Here is a 17,029-nt window from a genome sequence, read left to right as displayed (position 1 = left end):
TAACCTTACCGGAGTGCGCCCCCTTCGATGCCGGCGTGCGACTCCTCCCCTCGAAGCGATGAGAAAGTTCGGTTTCCCGCATGCCCAAGACCTCGCGCCGGCTCACCGTGCACCCGCCGACCCTGCGTGAGGTCGAGGTGGTCCGGATCGTCGACCTCACCCCGGGGATGCGACGGGTCACGCTGAGCGGCGAACAGCTGCGCGCCTTCACCACGGCGGACGGCCTCACGCGGCCCGCCTTCGAGTCCCAGGGCTTCGACGACGACCTCGGGCTCTACTTCCCCTACCCGGGGCAGAGTGACCCGGTGCTCCCGGTCCAGGGCGAGGCGAAGCTGATCGCGCCGAAGGACCCCCGACCCCTGTCGAGGGCCTACACGGTCCGCAGATGGGACCCGGAGGCCGGCGAGCTGGACGTGGACTTCGCCAGGCACGGGGTGGGAGTGGCGACGACATGGGCCTACCGCGCCGCGCCGGGTGACCGGATCCACCTCAGCGGCCCGCGCACCTCGAAGACGCTCCCGGCCGGCGCCGACTGGTGGCTCGTGGCGGGCGACGACACCGCGCTCCCCGCGATCGGCCGCCTGCTCGACGAGCTTCCGGCCGACGCGCGGGCGCAGGTGTTCATCGAGATCGCCGAGGACGCCCACCGCCAGGAGCTTCGCGAGCTGCCCGGGGTGGAGGTGACATGGCTGGTCCGCTCCGGCTCGGCGGACGGGAGCGGGGCGCCGGCGGCCGGGACCGCGTCGCCGCTCACCGAGGCGGTCCGCGGCACAGGATGGTGGCCGGGCCAGGCGTTCGTGTGGCTGGCCGGCGAGCACACGGCCGTCCGGGACATCCGCCGCCACCTGGTCGAGGACCGTGGTGTGCCCAAGGAGGACATCGACTTCACCGGATACTGGCGCCGTTCCACGGTCGTCGCCCTGGAGAGCGACGGGGCGGTGCCCGATCCGGAGAGGACGGTCACCCCGTTCCAGAGGCTCCACGACCTGACCGAGCTGGTCGCGCCGCTCGCGATCCGTACAGCCGTCGAGCTGGGTGTTCCCGATCTGATCTCCCGCGGAGTGACCGGCGTGGCCGAGCTCGCCGCCAAGGCCGGTGCCGACGAGCGGGCTCTGGGCAAGCTGCTGCGTTATCTGCACACCCTGGACGTGGTGACCGAGACGGAGCCGGGCCGGTACGCCCTGACTCCGGTCGGTGATGTCCTCACGCTCGACTTCATCGCCGACAGGCTTCACTCCGCGGGGGTGGTCGGTCGCGAGATGCTCGGGCTGTACGGACTCACGGAGTCGGTCCGCACCGGCCGGCCCGCCTACCCCTCGGTCACCGGCCAGACCTTCGCCGAGGTGCGAGCCGAACAGGACTACGAGGACCGCCACCTGGAGCGCCTGGCGAAGTTCCAGCCCGCGCTGGCCGGATCGATCGCCGCGTCCGATCTGCTCGCCGGAGTCCGGCACCTGGTGATCCACTCCGGTGGCGCGGGCGCGCACGCCCGTGAGTACGTCGCTGCCCACGAGGACCTGCGCGTGACGATCTGCGCCCTGCCCGCCCAGGCCGACTGGCTGCGCCGCGACCTGCCCGACACGATTCCCGACGAGCGGCAGCGCGCGCGGGTCGGCGTCCTCGAGCAGTCCGTCTTCGAGCCCGCCCCGGCAGCCGACGCCGTGCTCATCAGCCGCGCCTTCAAGACCCTGCCCGACGCCGACGCCGCCCACGCGCTCCGCAGGGCGGCCGAGAACCTCACCCCCGGCGGACGGGTGCTGCTGATCGAGGAGGTCTTCGACACCGACGACCTCGACGAGCACGACGGCGAGGAGGACCTCGTCGGGCTCGTCTGCCACGGCTCAGGTCTTCGTACCGCGGCCGAGCTGGACGCCGTCATCGCCCGTGCGGGCCTGACGCGAGGTTCGGCGCGGACCGTCGGGCTGGGCACCACCGTCCACGAACTCGTCCGCCCCACCGGCTGATCCCCTCACCTTCTTCCCGAACCGTCCCGACCCGCCCCAGCTCATCCGAGCCACCCCTCAACTCCCCTTCACCCCGGCAGACCCCTCCCCGCCGGGGCACAAGAGAAAGAACGACCACCATGAGCAGCACCCTGACCACGAGACGCGGCATGGCCGTCGCAGCCGCGCTGATGAGCGCGTCGCTCCTCCTCACCGCCTGCGGCAGCGACGGCGACGGCACCGGCGACAAGGCCGCCGGCGAGACCAGCGGTGACAAGGCCGCCAAGACCCGCAGCGTCAAGGCCGAGAACGGCACCGTCGAGATTCCCGCCGCCCCCCGGCGGATCGTCACGATCGGCAACACGAACCTCCCCTTCATCGACCTCGGCGGCAAGCCGGTGGGCGTCACCGAGGTGTCCGACTCCGACCTCGCCGTACTGCCGGAGGACCAGAAGGCCGCGTACCAGGCAGCCACGGTCGTCGGCAGCAGCGGCGGTGACGTCGACCTCGAGAAGCTCGCAGCCCTCAAGCCGGACCTCATCCTGGTCCAGTTCCACTCGAACGACTGGGACAAGGTCGGCAAGCGGCTCGAGTCGATCGCCCCGACGGTGCTCTGGGGGCTCGACACCGAGTGGAAGGCCTTCGCCGGCGAGATCGCCACGGCCGGCAACGTCACGAACGAACTCGGCCGGCAGAAGGCGGAGTTCGAGAAGAAGGTCACCAAGATCAAGGAGACCTACGGCAAGATCATCGACGACGCCAAGTTCGTCGACGTCTCCCGCGGAGACTGGAGCGATCCCGGAACGTTCTACATCGCGGACATCGGCTGCTCGGAGATCGCCCGGGACGACATCGGCCTGGACCTGCCCGAGGCGGCCGAGGGCAAGGACCCGCTGGCGTACGAGTCCCTGCCGTTCGAGCAGATCGCCGAGCTCTCCGAGTACGACGTGATCACCTACCCCGTCGATGCCGAAGGCCGCACGACCGAGCCGTTCGTGCCGGTGACCGAGACCAACACCTGGAAGGCACTGCCCACCGTGACCTCCGGTCACGCGCTCGGGGTCTTCTGCCCCGGCAACAACTCCTACGGGCCGGTCCTGCAGTACCTGGACTCGCTGGACGGCGCACTGGCGACCCTCGCCGACAAGCGGTGACGACTCTCGCCCCGCGGCAGCGAGGTCGGGGCGCCGAGACGGTGTCCCGGCCTCGCCGGCGTCTGCTCGGCCTGGTACTCGCGCTGGTGGTGCTGACGGCCCTGGTGATGCTGAGCGTCATGATCGGGTCCACGGCGATCGCGCCGTCCGTGGTGTGGGACGCACTGTTCAACCCGTCCGCCCACCCCGACCAGTTCGCCGTCCGCGACTTCAGGCTGCCGCGCACGGTCGTGGGCCTGGCCGTCGGCGTCGCACTCGGTCTGTCGGGCGCGCTGATCCAGGCGCTCACCCGCAATCCCCTGGCCGATCCGGGTGTCCTCGGCGTCCACGCCGGGTCGTCCTTCGCGGTGACGGTCGCCGTGGGACTGCTCGGTGTGCGCGAAGCCCAGGGCTACATGTGGTTCGCGTTCGCGGGGTCGCTGGTCGTCACGCTCCTGGTGCTCGCCCTCGGCTCGACACGGAAGGGCTCCTCGCCGGTGGTGATGGTGCTCGCCGGGGTCTGTGTCGGCGCGGTGCTCGGCGGTGCGAGGGAGGCGCTCCAGCTGACCGACCCGGACGCCTTCGACGCGATGCGGAACTGGAACGCCGGGTCGATCACGGGCCGTCCGCTGGACGTCCTCTGGCCGATCCTGCCGTTCCTCGTGGTGGGACTCCTCCTGGCCTTCGCGGTGTCGGGCCCGCTCAACGCGCTGGCTCTGGGGGACGAACTGGCCCGCGCCCAGGGGGTCCGGCTGGCACGCACCCGGGTGCTCGCGGTGATCGCGCTCACCTTCCTCTCCGGTGGCGCCACCGCGATAGCGGGACCCATCGGATTCGTCGGGCTCATGGTGCCGCACGTGGCCCGCTGGATCGTCGGCCCGGACCAGCGCTGGATCTTCGCGTACAGCGTCCTGCTCGCCCCGAGTCTGCTCCTGGTCTCCGACGTCCTCGGCCGCGTGGTGATGCGCCCCGGCGAGATCCCCGTGGGCATCGTCACCGCCTTCGTCGGCGCTCCCGTCCTCGTCGCGCTGGTGCGGCGGAAGAAGGCGAGCGGACTGTGAACACGACGACGCGCCCTTCGCGGGTGAAAGAAGGCGAACGGACCATGAAGCCGAACGCGCAGCCTCCACGGGTGGAATTCGGGCGGCGTGCGCTGGTGCTGCGGCACGGGCGGATCGCGGTCCGGCTCCCGTGGCGCTCGGTCGTCGTCTGTACGGTGCTCGCGCTCGCGAGTGCCGGTACGGCGGTGCTCGCGCTGATGACCGGCTCGTACGCGCTGAGTCCCGGGCAGGTGCTCTCCGCGCTGACCGGCCGGGAGACCGGCTTCGTCCAGGAGCTCGTGCTCGACTGGCGACTGCCCAGGGTCGCCGCGGCGCTGGTGTTCGGCGCTGCTCTGGGCGTGAGCGGGGCGGTCTTCCAGTCGCTGTTGCGCAACCCGCTCGCCGACCCCGGCATCATGGGGTTCACCCAGGGCTCCTACACCGGCGCGCTGATCGTGATCCTGGTCGTCAACGGCACCTACACGCAGCTGGCCGGCGGGGCGCTCCTCGGCGGGATGGCCACCGCCGTGGCCGTGTACGTGCTCGCCTACCGGCGAGGGGTGAAGGGGTTCCGGCTGATCGTCGTCGGCATCGGCGCGTCGGCGATGCTCGATTCGCTCAACACCTGGCTGATCCTCAAGGCCGACCTGGACCAGGCGATGTCCGCGGCCGCGTGGGGCGCCGGGTCGCTCAACGGCGTGTCCTGGGACCGGGTCACCGTCGGCGGTGTCTGTATCGCCGTACTCCTCGTGCTGGCCGGGACGCTGAGCCGGCCGCTGCGGCAGATGCAGCTGGGCGACGAAGTCGCCGCCTCGCTGGGAGTACGGGTCCCGCTCGTACGCCTGGGCCTGATCCTGGTGGGGGTGGCGCTGACGGCGACGGTCACGGCCGCGTCGGGGCCGATCCTGTTCATCTCCCTGGTCGCTCCGCAGATCGGACGCCGGCTCACCCGCAGCGCGGGGATCACCCTCGTCCCCGCCGCCTTCGTCGGTGCGCTGCTGTGCCTGGCGTCGGACTACCTCGCCCAGCATGCCGCCCCCACCCCGCTGCCGGTCGGCATCGTCACCGTCGTGCTCGGCGGCGGCTACCTCGGACGCCTGCTGTTCACCGAAGCAAGGAGACGCCTGTGAGCGCGACCCCGCACAGGTCCGCCGACACCACCGAAGCAGAGAGCGCGATACATGTCTGATCCGACCGTCGAGAAGCTGTCGACAGGTGAGTGGAGCCCGGAGAGGTTCAGACGCCATCTCGGGGAGACGGGGACACCCCTCGTCGAGCGGGTCGGTGCGGACGAGGTGGAGGTGACCTTCGTCGACGAGCCCGGAGACGGCTCGACGGTCACCCTCTCGGTGGTGATCGGTCCCAGAATCGGCTTCAATCCGGTCGAGGGGGAGTTCACTGCCGTAGCGGGGACGCCGTTCCGTGTTCGCACCCTGCGCATGCGTTCCGACCTGCGCTTCTCCTATGTGTTCGTACGACGTGGGCCGACGGGTGCGGGGGAACAGGTCCCGGACCCGTTCAACCCGCCGCCGAGGTTCTCGGAGTGCGCGGTGGAGCGGTTCTCCGGGGCCTCGGTGGCCGTGCTGCCCGACGCGGTGCCGCTGCCCTGGCTCGATCAGGCCGAGGCACGACCGGCCCTGGCCATGGAAACCGCCCTGCTGGCGAGCGAGTCGCTGGGCGACGAACGCCGCATCTGGGTCTCGATGCCCCCCGGCGAGTTCTCGGACGACAGCGCGCTGCCCTTCGTGATCCACCTGGACGGGACACCGGAGCACAGCGCGCCGGCCGTGCGTGACGCCCTGGTCGAGGCGGGGATGATCCGGCCCTGTGCGGTGGTCCTCGTCGACCAGCTCGGACAGCGGCGCTACAAGGAGCTGCTCTGCGACCCCGCGTTCTCGGCCATGCTGGTCGAGGAACTTCTGCCGTGGCTGCACCACCGGTATCCGCTCTCGCGCGACCCCGCCGACGTGGCGCTGGCCGGTGAGAGCTTCGGCGGCCTGTGCGCCGGCTGGACGGCGCTGCATCACCCCGGCGCCTTCGGCAACGCCATCCTCCAGTCCCCGTCGTGCGGGTACCACCCCGACCTCACGTGGGGCACCGGGGCCGGCGAGCTGCTGCGGCGCACCCCCGTACCGACACTGATCGCCGACTTCCTGGCCGCGGAAACGGCGCCGGTCCGCGTCTTCCACGACGTCGGTGGGCTGGAGAGCTCGAACACCCACAGCCGCTGGCTCGACCAGGTGCTGACCGCCAAGGGCTACGACACCGAGTACCGGGAATTCGCCGGCGGACACGACTACGCATGGTGGCGGGGACTCCTCGCCGACGCCCTGCTCTGGTGCTTCCCGCCCGAAAGCCCCAGGAACAGAGACCGGAGCCACGCGTGAGCAACTCCTCGCGTTTCGCGGGTGCCGACCGCGCCGGACTCGGGCGAGGACCGCTGACCCGCCGGCTGCCGGTGCTGCTGCAGGCACCCCCCGAACCGGTCGAGTCGGCTGCGTTCGAGGCCGGGGCGGGGACCACACCGGGGAGGTTCCTGCTGCGCGCGATCCTCTCGGTGAAGCGGGCCACCGTCCCGGCGACGCTCCTCGCGGTCGTGTGGCAGGTGGGCGAGTCGGCGGTCCCCGTGGTCATGGGCGTCGCCATCGACCGGGCGCTCGCGACCGGGAACACGGCGCAGCTCGTGCTGTGGCTCGGCGTGCTGATGGCCCTTTACATCACGCTGACGCTGGCGGCGAAGGTGACGAACCGGCTGACCTCGTACGCGGTGCAGCTGCTGCAGCACAGGCTGCGGAGCACCCTGTCGACCGCCGTGCTGCATCCGGTCGGCGGTGTGGGCCGGGCGCCGGACGGCAGCGTCGTCTCGGTGATGACCAACGACGTCGCCCGTCTGGCCAACGGGGTGATCCTGTTGATCATGCCGGTCTCCAGGGTCGCGGCCATCGCGTTCATCGCGGTGTCGCTGCTTGCGACGCACTGGCTGCTCGGGCTCGTGGTACTGCTGGGAGCGCCTGCCGCGGTGTGGCTGATGGGCGTGCTCAGCGAACGGCTCTCCCGGGACACCCGTGCGTACCAGGAGCTCCTGGCCTCCACCGTCGGGCGGGCCACGGACCTGGTCGCGGGCTACCGGGTGGTCAAGGGGATGCACGCCGAGGCCGAGGCGACCAGGAGGTACCGGCAGGCGAGCCAGGAGACCCTCGTCGGGGCCGAGCGGAACGCGGGGCTCCTCGGGAGGTTCCTCGTGGGCTCGGGGGCGGTCGGTGGCGTGTTCGTCGCCGCCGTTATGGGGCTCGCGGGCTGGTTCGCCGTGGACGGGCGCCTCAGCATCGGCGAGCTGATCGCCGCCGTCGGCCTGACGCAGGCGCTGCTGCCGCAGATCCAGTCGATCGCGAGCATCTCCATCCCCAACCTCGCCGGGGCCCGCGCCGCGTCCGCGCGCGTCATCGACGTGCTGCGCGGCAACGGCGGCCGGGAGCCCGGACAGGACGACACGAAGCGGGCGGAGGTCGCGCCGCTGCCCGTACTGGAGGTGGCCGCGCCGGCTGCGACGATCCGGGTCGATCCCGGCGAGCTCGTGGGAGTGCGCGCCGACGACCGGACCGCCGCCCGCATCGCGCGGGCGCTCCTCGATCCGTGCGCCTCCGACGAGGTGGAGGCGCGGCTCGACGGGCGTCCGGCACGAGAGCTGACCGCGCACGAATACCGCTCCCGGGTCACGGCCGCTCCGCACCGGACCACACTCTTCAGCGGAACGATCCGCGACAACCTCACCGCCGGCTCCGGTGCCGACGCGTCCGCACGGGTCGATGCCGCGGTGCGCGCCGCGGCGTGCGACGACTTCGCCGCCGACCTCGACCATCCGGTCGGAGAGAACGGCAACCGCCTCTCCGGCGGTCAACGCCAGCGGATCGCGCTGGCCCGCGCCCTGGCGAGCGACGCACCCGTACTCGTGCTGCACGACCCGACGACGGCGGTGGACCCGGTCACCGAGCACACGATCGCGCAGCGTCTGCCGGGCGTACGCGCGGGCCGCTCGACGCTGCTGATCGCCTCGTCCCCGGTGCTGCTCGGACGCTGCGACCGCGTCGTCGACCTGTTCGAGGACGTGCCCCCGCAGAAAGAAGACGTGCCCCCGCAGAAACGGGACGCACCCCTGCACGGAAGGACGGTGGGATGAGCGTGACATCCGCTGCGACCCGGTACGCGCTGCCCGTCGCGGGAGGCAGGGCGACGGTCGGAGAGGTGTGGCGGCTCAGCCGCGGACACCGGCTCCGGCTCACCGCCGTCGGCCTGGCCGGGGTCGTCAGCACCGCCGTCGACCTGATCCCGCCGGTGGCGATCGGGTATCTCGTCGACCAGGTGCAGACGGGTACCGCGGATCTCGGCACCGTGCTGACGGTCACGAGCGTGATGGCGCTCTCGGCCGTACTCGGTGCCGCGGGCACCGCGATGACGATCGCGCACGCCACCCGCGTCTACCACACCGTCCTCGCCACGCTGCGCGAACGGCTGGTGAGCCGCGCGATGCTGCTCCCGCAGCACCTCGTCGAGCGCGCCGGTACCGGCGACCTGATATCCCGGTCGAGCGACGACGTCACCGCCGTGGCCGATGCCGCCCCCGCGGTGATCCCCGCGCTCACCGTCACCGCGTTCACCATCGCCGTGTCGCTGGCCGGGCTCGCGGCACTGGAATGGCCCTATGCCGCCGCCTTCGCGGTCGTGCTGCCCGTGTACGCGCTCGCCATGCGGTGGTACCTGCGCGTCGGCCCCCGGGTGTACCAGGCCGAGCGGGCGGCGATGAGTGCGCGTGCCCAGCAGATCCTCGAGTCCCAGCGAGGTCACGCCACCGTGCTCGGCTTCGGGCTCGCCGAGCACCGTCATCGCGCCGTGCTGACGGCCTCCTGGGGTGTCGCGGTGCAGTCGATCCGGGCACGCACCGTGCAGAGCATGCTCAACGCCCGGCTCAACCTCGGCGAATGCCTGAGCCTGGCGGCGGTGCTCGTCGTCGGATTCGTTCTCGTCGACCACGGACTCTCCACCGTCGGTGGTGCCACGACCGCCATGCTGCTCGTGCTGCGCCTGCTGGGGCCGGTCAATCAGCTGCTGTTCGTCATCGACACCCTTCAGTCGGCCCTCGCCTCGCTGAGCCGCATGATCGGAGTGGTCACGATCCCGGCCTCGGAGACGGCCGACACGTCGACGACGCCGGCGGGCGCGGCGCACCCGGCGGGCGCGGCGGAGGCAGCCACCGCCGTCCGGCTCCGCGGGGTCGCATTCCACTACGCCGACGGTCCACCCGTACTCGACGCCATCGACCTCGACATCCCGGCCGGTCAGCGCCTCGCGATCGTCGGCCCGTCCGGAGCGGGCAAGACCACGCTCGCCTCCGTGATCGCGGGCGTTCACCGGCCAGACGCCGGGACCGTGACCCGTCCCCACCGCACCGCGGTGATCTCCCAGGAGGTACACGTGTTCGCCGGGACGCTGCGGGACAACCTCACACTCGCCGCCCCCGATGCCACCGACCGCGACATCCGCGCCGCGCTCGAAACCACCGGCGCGGCCGATCTGCTGGACCTGTCGGCGGATGCCCTCGACACCGTGCTCGGCACCGGCGGGCATCCGCTCACCGATGCACAGGCGCAGCAGCTCGCCCTCGCCCGCCTGCTCCTCGCCGACCCCGAGCTGGCGATCCTCGACGAGGCCACCGCCGAGGCTGGTTCCGCCCACGCCGAACGGCTCGACCGAGCCTCGGAGGCGGTCCTCGCCGGACGGTCCGGCATCGTGATCGCCCATCGGCTCTCCCAAGCCTCTCCGTGCGACCGGATCGTGGTCATGGACGCCGGCCGCATCATCGAGACCGGCACCCATGACGAACTCCTCACCGCCGGCGGTACGTACGCCCGGCTGTGGGCGGTGTGGCACGCCGGACAACAGGTCGGCCCGGGCAGGTGAGGGTGGCGTCGGATCGTCGGGCGACGCGAAGTCGTAGCCGATCCTCTTGACCATGGTGCCTGCCCGGTCGTCCCGTGGGATCGGACGGCGGGCCGAGGGCCGCACAGGCGTGTCGGGGCCTCGAGTCCGGAGGTGAGGGCGCCACGGCGAAGGGCAGGAGCGACCTGGAGGGACAGCCGGTCCCCGGCCGGGGACGGCGTTCGCGTGGCGTGGGGTACAGGCATGGGAAAAGGTATGGGGATGGCTACGACAGGCACGGTGGAGGTCGCCGTCTTCGATGTCCTCGGCACGATGGTCGACCAGCCCGGCGGGCTGCGGAACGCGATCCGTGAAGTGCTCACTCCGGCGGACGAGGCGACCGTCGACCGGCTGCTCGCCGACTGGGAGGAGTACGTCGCCCATGAGGAGGGCCGCGTCGCGAGAGGCGAGCGCCCCTATGCGAACTCCGCCGTCCTGGACAGAGAGGCCGTCGAGCGACTGGCCGGCCGTGCCGGGCTCACGGACCCCGACGCCGTGGAGCTTCTCGCCACGGCCAACCAGCGCCTGGCGCCCTGGGAGGACTCCCTGTCCGGCCTCGCCGCTCTGGCGCGCCTGTTCCCGGTCGTCGGTCTGACGAACGCCGGTCGGGCGACCCTGCTTCGCCTCAACGCCCACTCCGGGCTGCGTTGGCACCAGGCGCTCTCGGCGGAGGACGCCCGCGCGTTCAAGCCGGCGGACGCCGTCTACCAGCTCGCCATCGACACCGCGGACTGCCCGCCCGACCGTATGGTCATGATCGCCGCCCACGCCTGGGATCTGCGAGGCGCCCAGGGCCTGGGCATGCGTACGGCCTATGTGCACCGTCCCGGCGGGGACGCCCCGACGGACGCCGACACCTTCGACTGGCGGGTCGGCGGCCTGGAGGAACTGGCCGCCGTGCTCGCCCCCTTCGCCCCGGTCCGGGAGTCCTCCACCTGATCGGCCGGTCGACGGCACCCGAGGCCGAGACCGCCCCGTACGTCGAGGCCCTCGCCGGACTCGCCGCGGTGGGCGTGCCACCGAGGCGCGCGGCACAGCGGGGGCGGATCACCGGGCGCCGTCGCGGGCGGCTCACCGGACGACGGCGACGGCCATCAGCGCGAAGGCGGCGACGGCGAACAGGGTGCGCACCAGGTGCAGGGCGTTCCAGCGCTTCTCGAACGCCACGCGGGCGGTCCGTTCGTCGCCCTGGCCCCGCGAGGACTCCAGGGCGTTGTTCAGCGGGATGTTGCCTGCCGAGGTGATCAGGTGACCTATGAGCGCGCAGACCGCGGCTGCGCCCACGAGCGCTCCGGCGCTCCCGGCACGCCCGTCCGGGGCGACGAACCACGAGGCGGCCGGGAAGGCCGGCGACCCGAGGAAGAGGAGGAGGAAGAGCGGCCCGGGCACCTTCCGGTTGATGCCCCGCATGACGAGGGTGAAAGTGGCGTCGTCCACCTCCTTCAGGGCGGGCATGACACCCGAGAGGAAGGCGAACATGTAACCGGCGTAGAGCCCGGTACAGACGAGGGCGCAGATTTCGAGGATCTCCGACATGCCGATCATCCTCATCGGCCCCTGCCGCTCTCCGCAGGGCCTCTGGCCGATTGGTGCCGGAGGCGGACAGTCCGTTGCCGTGGTCGGCGTGCTCGGTCCGTGCGCACTCGGCGACCGAACGGCCGCTCCCGTTCCGGGTACGCCGGTCACGCGGAGGACAGCTGTTCCGCGATCTCCTTCACCCAGGCAGCCGTCTTCGCCGGGTCGTCGAGCGAACCGGCCCATTCCTCAGGGCTCAGCCGGTGGTCGGCGGGACCCGCTTTGAGGGCGATGAGCAGGGCGCGGGCCGATTCGCGCATCTCGGCGGTGGTGTCACCGCTCCCCGGGACACCGGGCCCCGCCGCCAGGGCGTAGATCTTGCGGGCCATGGCCTGACGTTCGCCGTTCTCCACCTTCTTCCAGAACTTCAGCGCCTCCTTCAGCGCGTCGCCGCGGGAGGCCGGCTCCGCCGCTGTCCCCTCCTCCGCCCAGCGCTCGGGGTGGCGGGCCCCTTCGTACCGCTTCACGCCGGCGCGCCCCGCACGGTAGGCGGTGACCCCGAGGATGAGTCCGGCCGCGCCGGCGGCCAGGCCCCATCCGACCGGGTTGCTCGCCAGTCCGGCTCCGCCCGCGGTGGCCGCCACCGCGGTCACGATCCCGCCGGCGGCCTTGGTGGACTCGCCGACGGCGGTCAGGGCCTGCTTGCCCATCTTGTTGCGCTGCTTGCCGAGTGCGTACGAGTGCACCGAGTTGATCGTGTTGACGTCCTCGGCACGCCGGAGGTCCCGGGCCGCGTCGCGGGCGTCCCCCATCGCTCCCCAGGCCGTGTCGATGGCTTCGGCGACGCGGTCCAGCCGGCCCTCCTCGTCATGGTCCCACTGCATGTCCAGAGCGACGTACGCCTCGGCCGCCGCCCACTCGGCCTGCTGCCGCGCCTGGTCGAGGCGGGTCAGCGCCGCGTCCTCGGTGCGCTCCGGCATGGGCAGCTTCTTGAGGGCGCGGTGCTTGCGGGCCGTTCCCCCGGTACGGATGGCGGCACGCGCCCCCTTCACGCCGCCGGTGACGCCGGACGCGATGCCGCTCGCCTCGGTGACGGCCAGGGCGTTCGCGGCCTTCTGCGCCTTCGTCGCCTCCTTGGCGATGCCGAGGGCGTAGGTCGCAGTGCCGACGGCGCCGACGACGGAGTCCGCCCCCTTGGAGTTGAACTTCTTCTTCGATTCGTGGAAGGCCGCCCCGCTCCCGGCCTTGTCGGCCTTCTCCTTCGCCTTGACCGCATCCATGCCGCTGAGCACCGTGCCGGTGGCCTCGGTGAGGAGGTTCCCGGACGTGGCGGCCGCGCCCGAAGCGGCGGCGGAGTGCTTGAGGCCCTCGTTCGCGGTGGCCGAAGCCTCTTGGGAGAAGCCTGCGTTGGCCGGGACGTGGACGTTCTTGACGAAGGTGTCGACGACTTCGAAGTTCTTCTTGATCCTGTCGAGGATCGCCGCGATCCGGTCGCGGAAGCTCGTGGACGCGGCTGGAGCCGCGGGGGCGGGGGCGTCCTCCCTTTCCTCCCCCTTCGCGCCGCCCCGGGCGCGCTGAACCGCCGCGGTCGCGGCCCGGTTGCCGGCGCCGGCCTGGATGCCGAGGAACGTCGCGTCCGCAGGGTTCCCGAACGAACCACCGGCCCGGGTCCGGTCCCGGCGCCCCTGGGCCTGCGTAGGGGCGGACCTGGACTGCCGGGTCGAGGCGCGGTGGACCGGGGTGCTCATGGAGGTACCTCTCCTGCGGCGGACCGGGGGCGAGGGGAGAGTAGCCGCGCCCGGCCAACAACAGGGGAGCGGAAGGGAAATGGCGGGGGTCGCCACGTCGGACGGACATCTCCGCGGTTCCGTGTTCGTCCGGCACCCGGCAGGAGCGGACGGCTCGCGGGACCCGCACGTCGCGCGGGACCTGCGGTGCGAGGAGTACCGGTGCGCCTGTGGCCGTCGATCCACGGGTATACATTTTCCGGAACTCATTTCCAGAATGTAGAACCCAGGGGAGTTGGTTCGGGTGGGAAGCACCTTGGTCTTCGTGACCATCGGTCAGGCGCCGCGCAAGGATCTGTCGGAGGCGATCGAGGCGACACTGCCCCCGGACGTGCGAGTGCGGCACGCCGGTGTGCTGGACGGGCTCGAACGCGCCGAGGTGCAGCGGCTCTTCGGCGTCCCGGCGGGTGGTTCCGCCACGCTGATCAGCCGCCTCGCCGACGGGGAGGCGGTCACCCTGGACGCCGGTGCCGTTGCGGACGGGCTCCAGCGGTTGATCGCCCGCCTCGAAGCCGGAGTGGGGGAGGAGGGCGTGGGGCCCGACGGGGCCGGTGCGTCCGGGGGAGCCGATGTGATCGTGGTGCTGTGCACCGGGGAGTTCCCCGGACTGCGCGCCCGCCGGGCGCGCCTGATCGAGCCCGACGCCCTGGTCACGGCGTACGTGTCCACGCTCCTGGGTGGCAGTCCCGTCGGAGTGGTGGTGCCGCTGCCGGAGCAGGTGGCGGAGGCCCGCGAGAAGTGGCGCGGGCTCACCCCGGCACCGGAGTTCGCGACCGCCTCGCCCTACGGGGACGAGAACCGTCTGGTCGAGGCGGCCCGTGCGCTCGTCGACGGGGGAGCAAGGGCGGTCGTCCTGGACTGCATGGGCTACGCCGACCGGCACCGCCTCGCGCTGCGGCGCGCGGGCGTCACCGTGCCGGTCCTCACCTCGGGAGCCATGGTGGGCGCCTGGACCGGACCGCTGCTCCGCTGAGGGCCGTCCCGGCCGTCAGTCGCCGGCCGTGAAGCGCAGCCAGTACGGGTCGCCGATCCGCTTGCCGACGCGCAGGGCGGCGTCCCGTACCGCCCGGCCGAAACGGTCCGGCATGTCGTCCCGGAGCTCGGGCGCGGGCAGGGCGATGCCGATGCCGAAGATCTGCCCCGTGTCGCCGTCCACGACCGCCGCCGAGATGCCGGCCACCCCGGGCACGTACTCCCCGCGGGAGAACTCCCATCCGTCGGCCCGTACCCGGGCCAGCTGCGCGAGGAGATCCTTGCGGGTCTTCGGCGCCCCGCCCGCGCTGCTCTCGATCCGCGCGTCGACCAGGCGCATGACCTGGGCGTCCTCCAGCCGGGCCAGCAGGGCCCGGCCCATGGAGCTGGCGTACGCGGGTGCCCGGGTGCCCGCCGGGGTGTATGCCTGGAGGGCACCGGTGGTGCTGATCCGCATGTGCAGCACGAGGGATTCGCTGCCGTCGAGGACGTCGACGTAACCGGTGTACCCGGTGTCGGCGACCAGCCGGGCCACCTCCTCCTCCAGCAGTGAGACCGCCCCGCGCGAGGCGCGGAAGTGGTACGAGGCCTCCATGATCAGCTCGCCGGGGCGGTAGGCGCGGGTGAGGGGGTCGCGCTCCAGGAAGCCGTACTCCGCCATCATGCTGAGCGTCCGCGACACGGAGCTCTTGGGGAGCCCCAGCTCACCCGCCACATCGGTCACCGTGACGTCGCGCTGCAGATGCGCCATGAGACGCAGGACGTCCCGCGCGTTGACGAGTGTGCTCACCGTCTGCCCTTTCCTTCCTCCGCGGCCTCCCCCGGCCGTCCGCGTCCGATGGTATGCGGCCGCCGCTCGGGGCCGGACCGCCCACATCCTGAGACTCCTTGACGCCGGGACCCTTCCGAGCCGATGATCCTGACTAGTCCAAATTATTGGACACGGTTCTAGAATGTGGAACTACAGAGAAACTCTCCCAGTGACCGGCGGGGCGAACGGCCCGCCGCCCCGTCAGGAGCACCCATGAGCCATCACGCCGACACCGCCCCGTCGGACGAGGCCACGCGCGCCGAACGGCCCGCGAGCCTCCCGCGGCGCCACCCGCGCGCCCTCGCACCGGGGAACCTCATCCTCACCGTGGTGCTCAGCCTCTTCGGTGCCGTCGTGGGCATGCAGCTGCTCGCCACGCTGGGCATCACCCCCAGCACCTCACTCGTCGGCGCGCTCGCCGCGATGACACTGGCCCGTATCCCGCTGGTCGCCTTCCGCGGCTACCGCTCGGTGCACGCCCAGAACCTCGCCCAGACCAGCATCTCCTCGGCCACCTTCGGCGCCGCGAACAGCCTGTTCCTGCCGATCGGCATCCCGTTCCTCTTCGGGCTGCCCGACATGGTGATGCCGATGCTGATCGGCGTCGCGGCCGCGATGCTGGTCGACGCCTGGCTGCTGTACCGCCTCTTCAACACCCCGGCGTTCCCCGCCGACAACCCCTGGCCCCCCGGCATCGCCGCCGCCGAGGCCATCAAGGCGGGCGACACGGGCGGCCGGCGTGCCAAGGTCCTGGGAGCCGGACTGCTGGCCGGAGCGATCGGCTCGGCCTTCGCCCTGCCCATGTCGGCGTTCGGTGTCGCCCTCATCGGCGGGCTCGGCGCGATGATCGCGTTCGGCGTCGGCCTGCTGATCAGCTCCTACGCGGACACCCTGGCCGGCGTCGACATCAACGCGATCCACCTGCCGCACGGCATGATGATCGGTGCGGGCCTGGTCGCCCTGTTCCAGGTCGGCCGCGCCGTCCTCGCCGGCCGAGCGAAGAGCGGCGGCACGGTCCAGGGCCGTCCGGAAGCCAGCCGCCGCCCCGGGCGTTCGATGGGGATCGGCGGTGGCGCCTATCTCGTCATCGCCCTGCTGCTGACCTTCGGCACCGGCATCGCCACGCACATGAGCCCCGGCATGCTGATCGGCTTCATCCTGTACGCGACGGCCGCCGCCTTCGTCCACGAACTGCTCGTCGGTATCGCCGCCATGCACGCCGGCTGGTTCCCCGCGTTCGCGATCGCCCTCATCACCGTGCTGCTCGGCATCCTCATCGGCTTCCCGCCCGAGGCCCTCGTGGTCCTGGCGGGCTTCACCGCCGCCACCGGCCCCGCCTTCGCCGACATGGGCTACGACCTCAAGACCGGGCATCTGCTGCGCACCGAGGACGGCGACCCGGCGTTCGACATCGAGGGCCGCCGCCAGCAGCTCATCGCCGCCATGATCGGCTTCGGCGTTGCCGTCGTCGTGGTGCTCGTCTCCTACCGGATGTTCTTCGACGAAGGGAAGGTCCCGCCCATCGACGCGGCCTACGTCGCCGCCATCAAGGCCGGCCCCTCCGGAGGCATCGCCGGTGACCTCGCCCTCTGGGCGATCCCCGGCGCCCTGGTGCAGCTCCTCGGAGGACCGCGCCGGCAGCTCGGCATCCTGCTGGCCACCGGTCTCCTCATCACCACGCCGATGGCGGGCTGGATGGTGGCGGCGGGGCTGGTCTGCCGGGTGCTCGCACCGCGCCTGTTCGGCGGCCGCGCCAAGGAGGACCTGGAGGTGTTCGCCGGCGGCGCCATCGCGGGTGACGCCCTCTGGTCCTTCGGCCACGGCGCGTTCGACGCGCTGCGCAAGTGACCTGTTC

At 72.0% G+C, this 17,029-nt stretch carries 13 protein-coding genes; 10 read left to right on the top strand and 3 right to left on the bottom strand.

Annotated features, from left to right (window positions below; translation table 11 throughout):
* Positions 1-80 precede the first annotated feature (80 nt).
* The 8 genes from ACGFNN_RS11765 (at position 81) to ACGFNN_RS11730 (ending at position 11,028) form a co-directional block, all read left to right on the top strand.
* Positions 81-1,964: an SIP domain-containing protein gene (locus ACGFNN_RS11765; RefSeq protein WP_393554935.1), complete on the top strand. Its 1,884-nt coding sequence runs from the start codon at positions 81-83 to the stop codon at positions 1,962-1,964.
* 119 nt (positions 1,965-2,083) lie between these two features.
* Positions 2,084-3,097 carry an ABC transporter substrate-binding protein gene (locus tag ACGFNN_RS11760; protein ID WP_393554933.1) on the top strand — a complete coding sequence of 338 codons (1,014 nt, stop codon included), beginning with the start codon at positions 2,084-2,086 and terminating at the stop codon, positions 3,095-3,097.
* Between the two features lie 41 nt (positions 3,098-3,138).
* Positions 3,139-4,137, top strand: coding sequence for a FecCD family ABC transporter permease (locus ACGFNN_RS11755; RefSeq protein ID WP_393554931.1), 999 nt, complete (start codon positions 3,139-3,141; stop codon positions 4,135-4,137).
* Positions 4,138-4,181: 44 nt separating this feature from the next.
* Positions 4,182-5,246, top strand: a complete 1,065-nt coding sequence (locus ACGFNN_RS11750) for a FecCD family ABC transporter permease (RefSeq protein ID WP_393554929.1) — start codon at positions 4,182-4,184, stop codon at positions 5,244-5,246.
* A 51-nt stretch (positions 5,247-5,297) separates the two neighbouring features.
* The gene (locus ACGFNN_RS11745) at positions 5,298-6,503 is read left to right on the top strand and encodes an alpha/beta hydrolase (protein ID WP_393554927.1); all 1,206 of its coding nucleotides are present in this window, start codon (positions 5,298-5,300) and stop codon (positions 6,501-6,503) included.
* Positions 6,500-8,293: an ABC transporter transmembrane domain-containing protein gene (locus ACGFNN_RS11740; RefSeq protein WP_393554925.1), complete on the top strand. Its 1,794-nt coding sequence runs from the start codon at positions 6,500-6,502 to the stop codon at positions 8,291-8,293. The genes ACGFNN_RS11745 and ACGFNN_RS11740 overlap by 4 nt, the downstream gene beginning before the upstream one ends.
* The gene (locus tag ACGFNN_RS11735) at positions 8,290-10,071 is read left to right on the top strand and encodes an ABC transporter ATP-binding protein (RefSeq protein ID WP_393554923.1); all 1,782 of its coding nucleotides are present in this window, start codon (positions 8,290-8,292) and stop codon (positions 10,069-10,071) included. The genes ACGFNN_RS11740 and ACGFNN_RS11735 overlap by 4 nt, the downstream gene beginning before the upstream one ends.
* 240 nt (positions 10,072-10,311) lie before the next feature.
* Entirely contained in the window at positions 10,312-11,028 is a 717-nt protein-coding gene (locus ACGFNN_RS11730; RefSeq protein ID WP_393554921.1) for a haloacid dehalogenase type II, read from the top strand.
* Between the two features lie 132 nt (positions 11,029-11,160).
* Here the strand turns inward: ACGFNN_RS11730 and ACGFNN_RS11725 are convergent, their stop codons facing one another.
* Both ACGFNN_RS11725 and ACGFNN_RS11720 read right to left on the bottom strand, forming a co-directional pair.
* Entirely contained in the window at positions 11,161-11,625 is a 465-nt protein-coding gene (locus ACGFNN_RS11725) for a DUF1772 domain-containing protein (protein WP_393554919.1), read from the bottom strand.
* 146 nt (positions 11,626-11,771) lie between these two features.
* The gene (locus ACGFNN_RS11720) at positions 11,772-13,352 is read right to left on the bottom strand and encodes a hypothetical protein (RefSeq protein WP_393554917.1); all 1,581 of its coding nucleotides are present in this window, start codon (positions 13,350-13,352) and stop codon (positions 11,772-11,774) included.
* 283 nt (positions 13,353-13,635) lie between these two features.
* Between ACGFNN_RS11720 and ACGFNN_RS11715 the strand changes: the two genes are divergently transcribed.
* Entirely contained in the window at positions 13,636-14,364 is a 729-nt protein-coding gene (locus ACGFNN_RS11715) for an AroM family protein (protein WP_393554915.1), read from the top strand.
* 15 nt (positions 14,365-14,379) lie between these two features.
* Here the strand turns inward: ACGFNN_RS11715 and ACGFNN_RS11710 are convergent, their stop codons facing one another.
* Entirely contained in the window at positions 14,380-15,153 is a 774-nt protein-coding gene (locus ACGFNN_RS11710) for an IclR family transcriptional regulator (RefSeq protein WP_393554913.1), read from the bottom strand.
* Between the two features lie 234 nt (positions 15,154-15,387).
* Here ACGFNN_RS11710 and ACGFNN_RS11705 point away from each other — a divergent pair, with 234 nt between their 5' ends.
* Positions 15,388-17,022, top strand: a complete 1,635-nt coding sequence (locus ACGFNN_RS11705) for an OPT/YSL family transporter (RefSeq protein ID WP_393554911.1) — start codon at positions 15,388-15,390, stop codon at positions 17,020-17,022.
* The last annotated feature ends 7 nt before the right edge of the window (positions 17,023-17,029 follow it).

It is taken from the genome of Streptomyces sp. NPDC048590, assembly GCF_043199535.1.
Lineage (GTDB): Bacteria > Actinomycetota > Actinomycetes > Streptomycetales > Streptomycetaceae > Streptomyces.
This window is presented reverse-complemented; position numbering and strand designations above follow the sequence as displayed.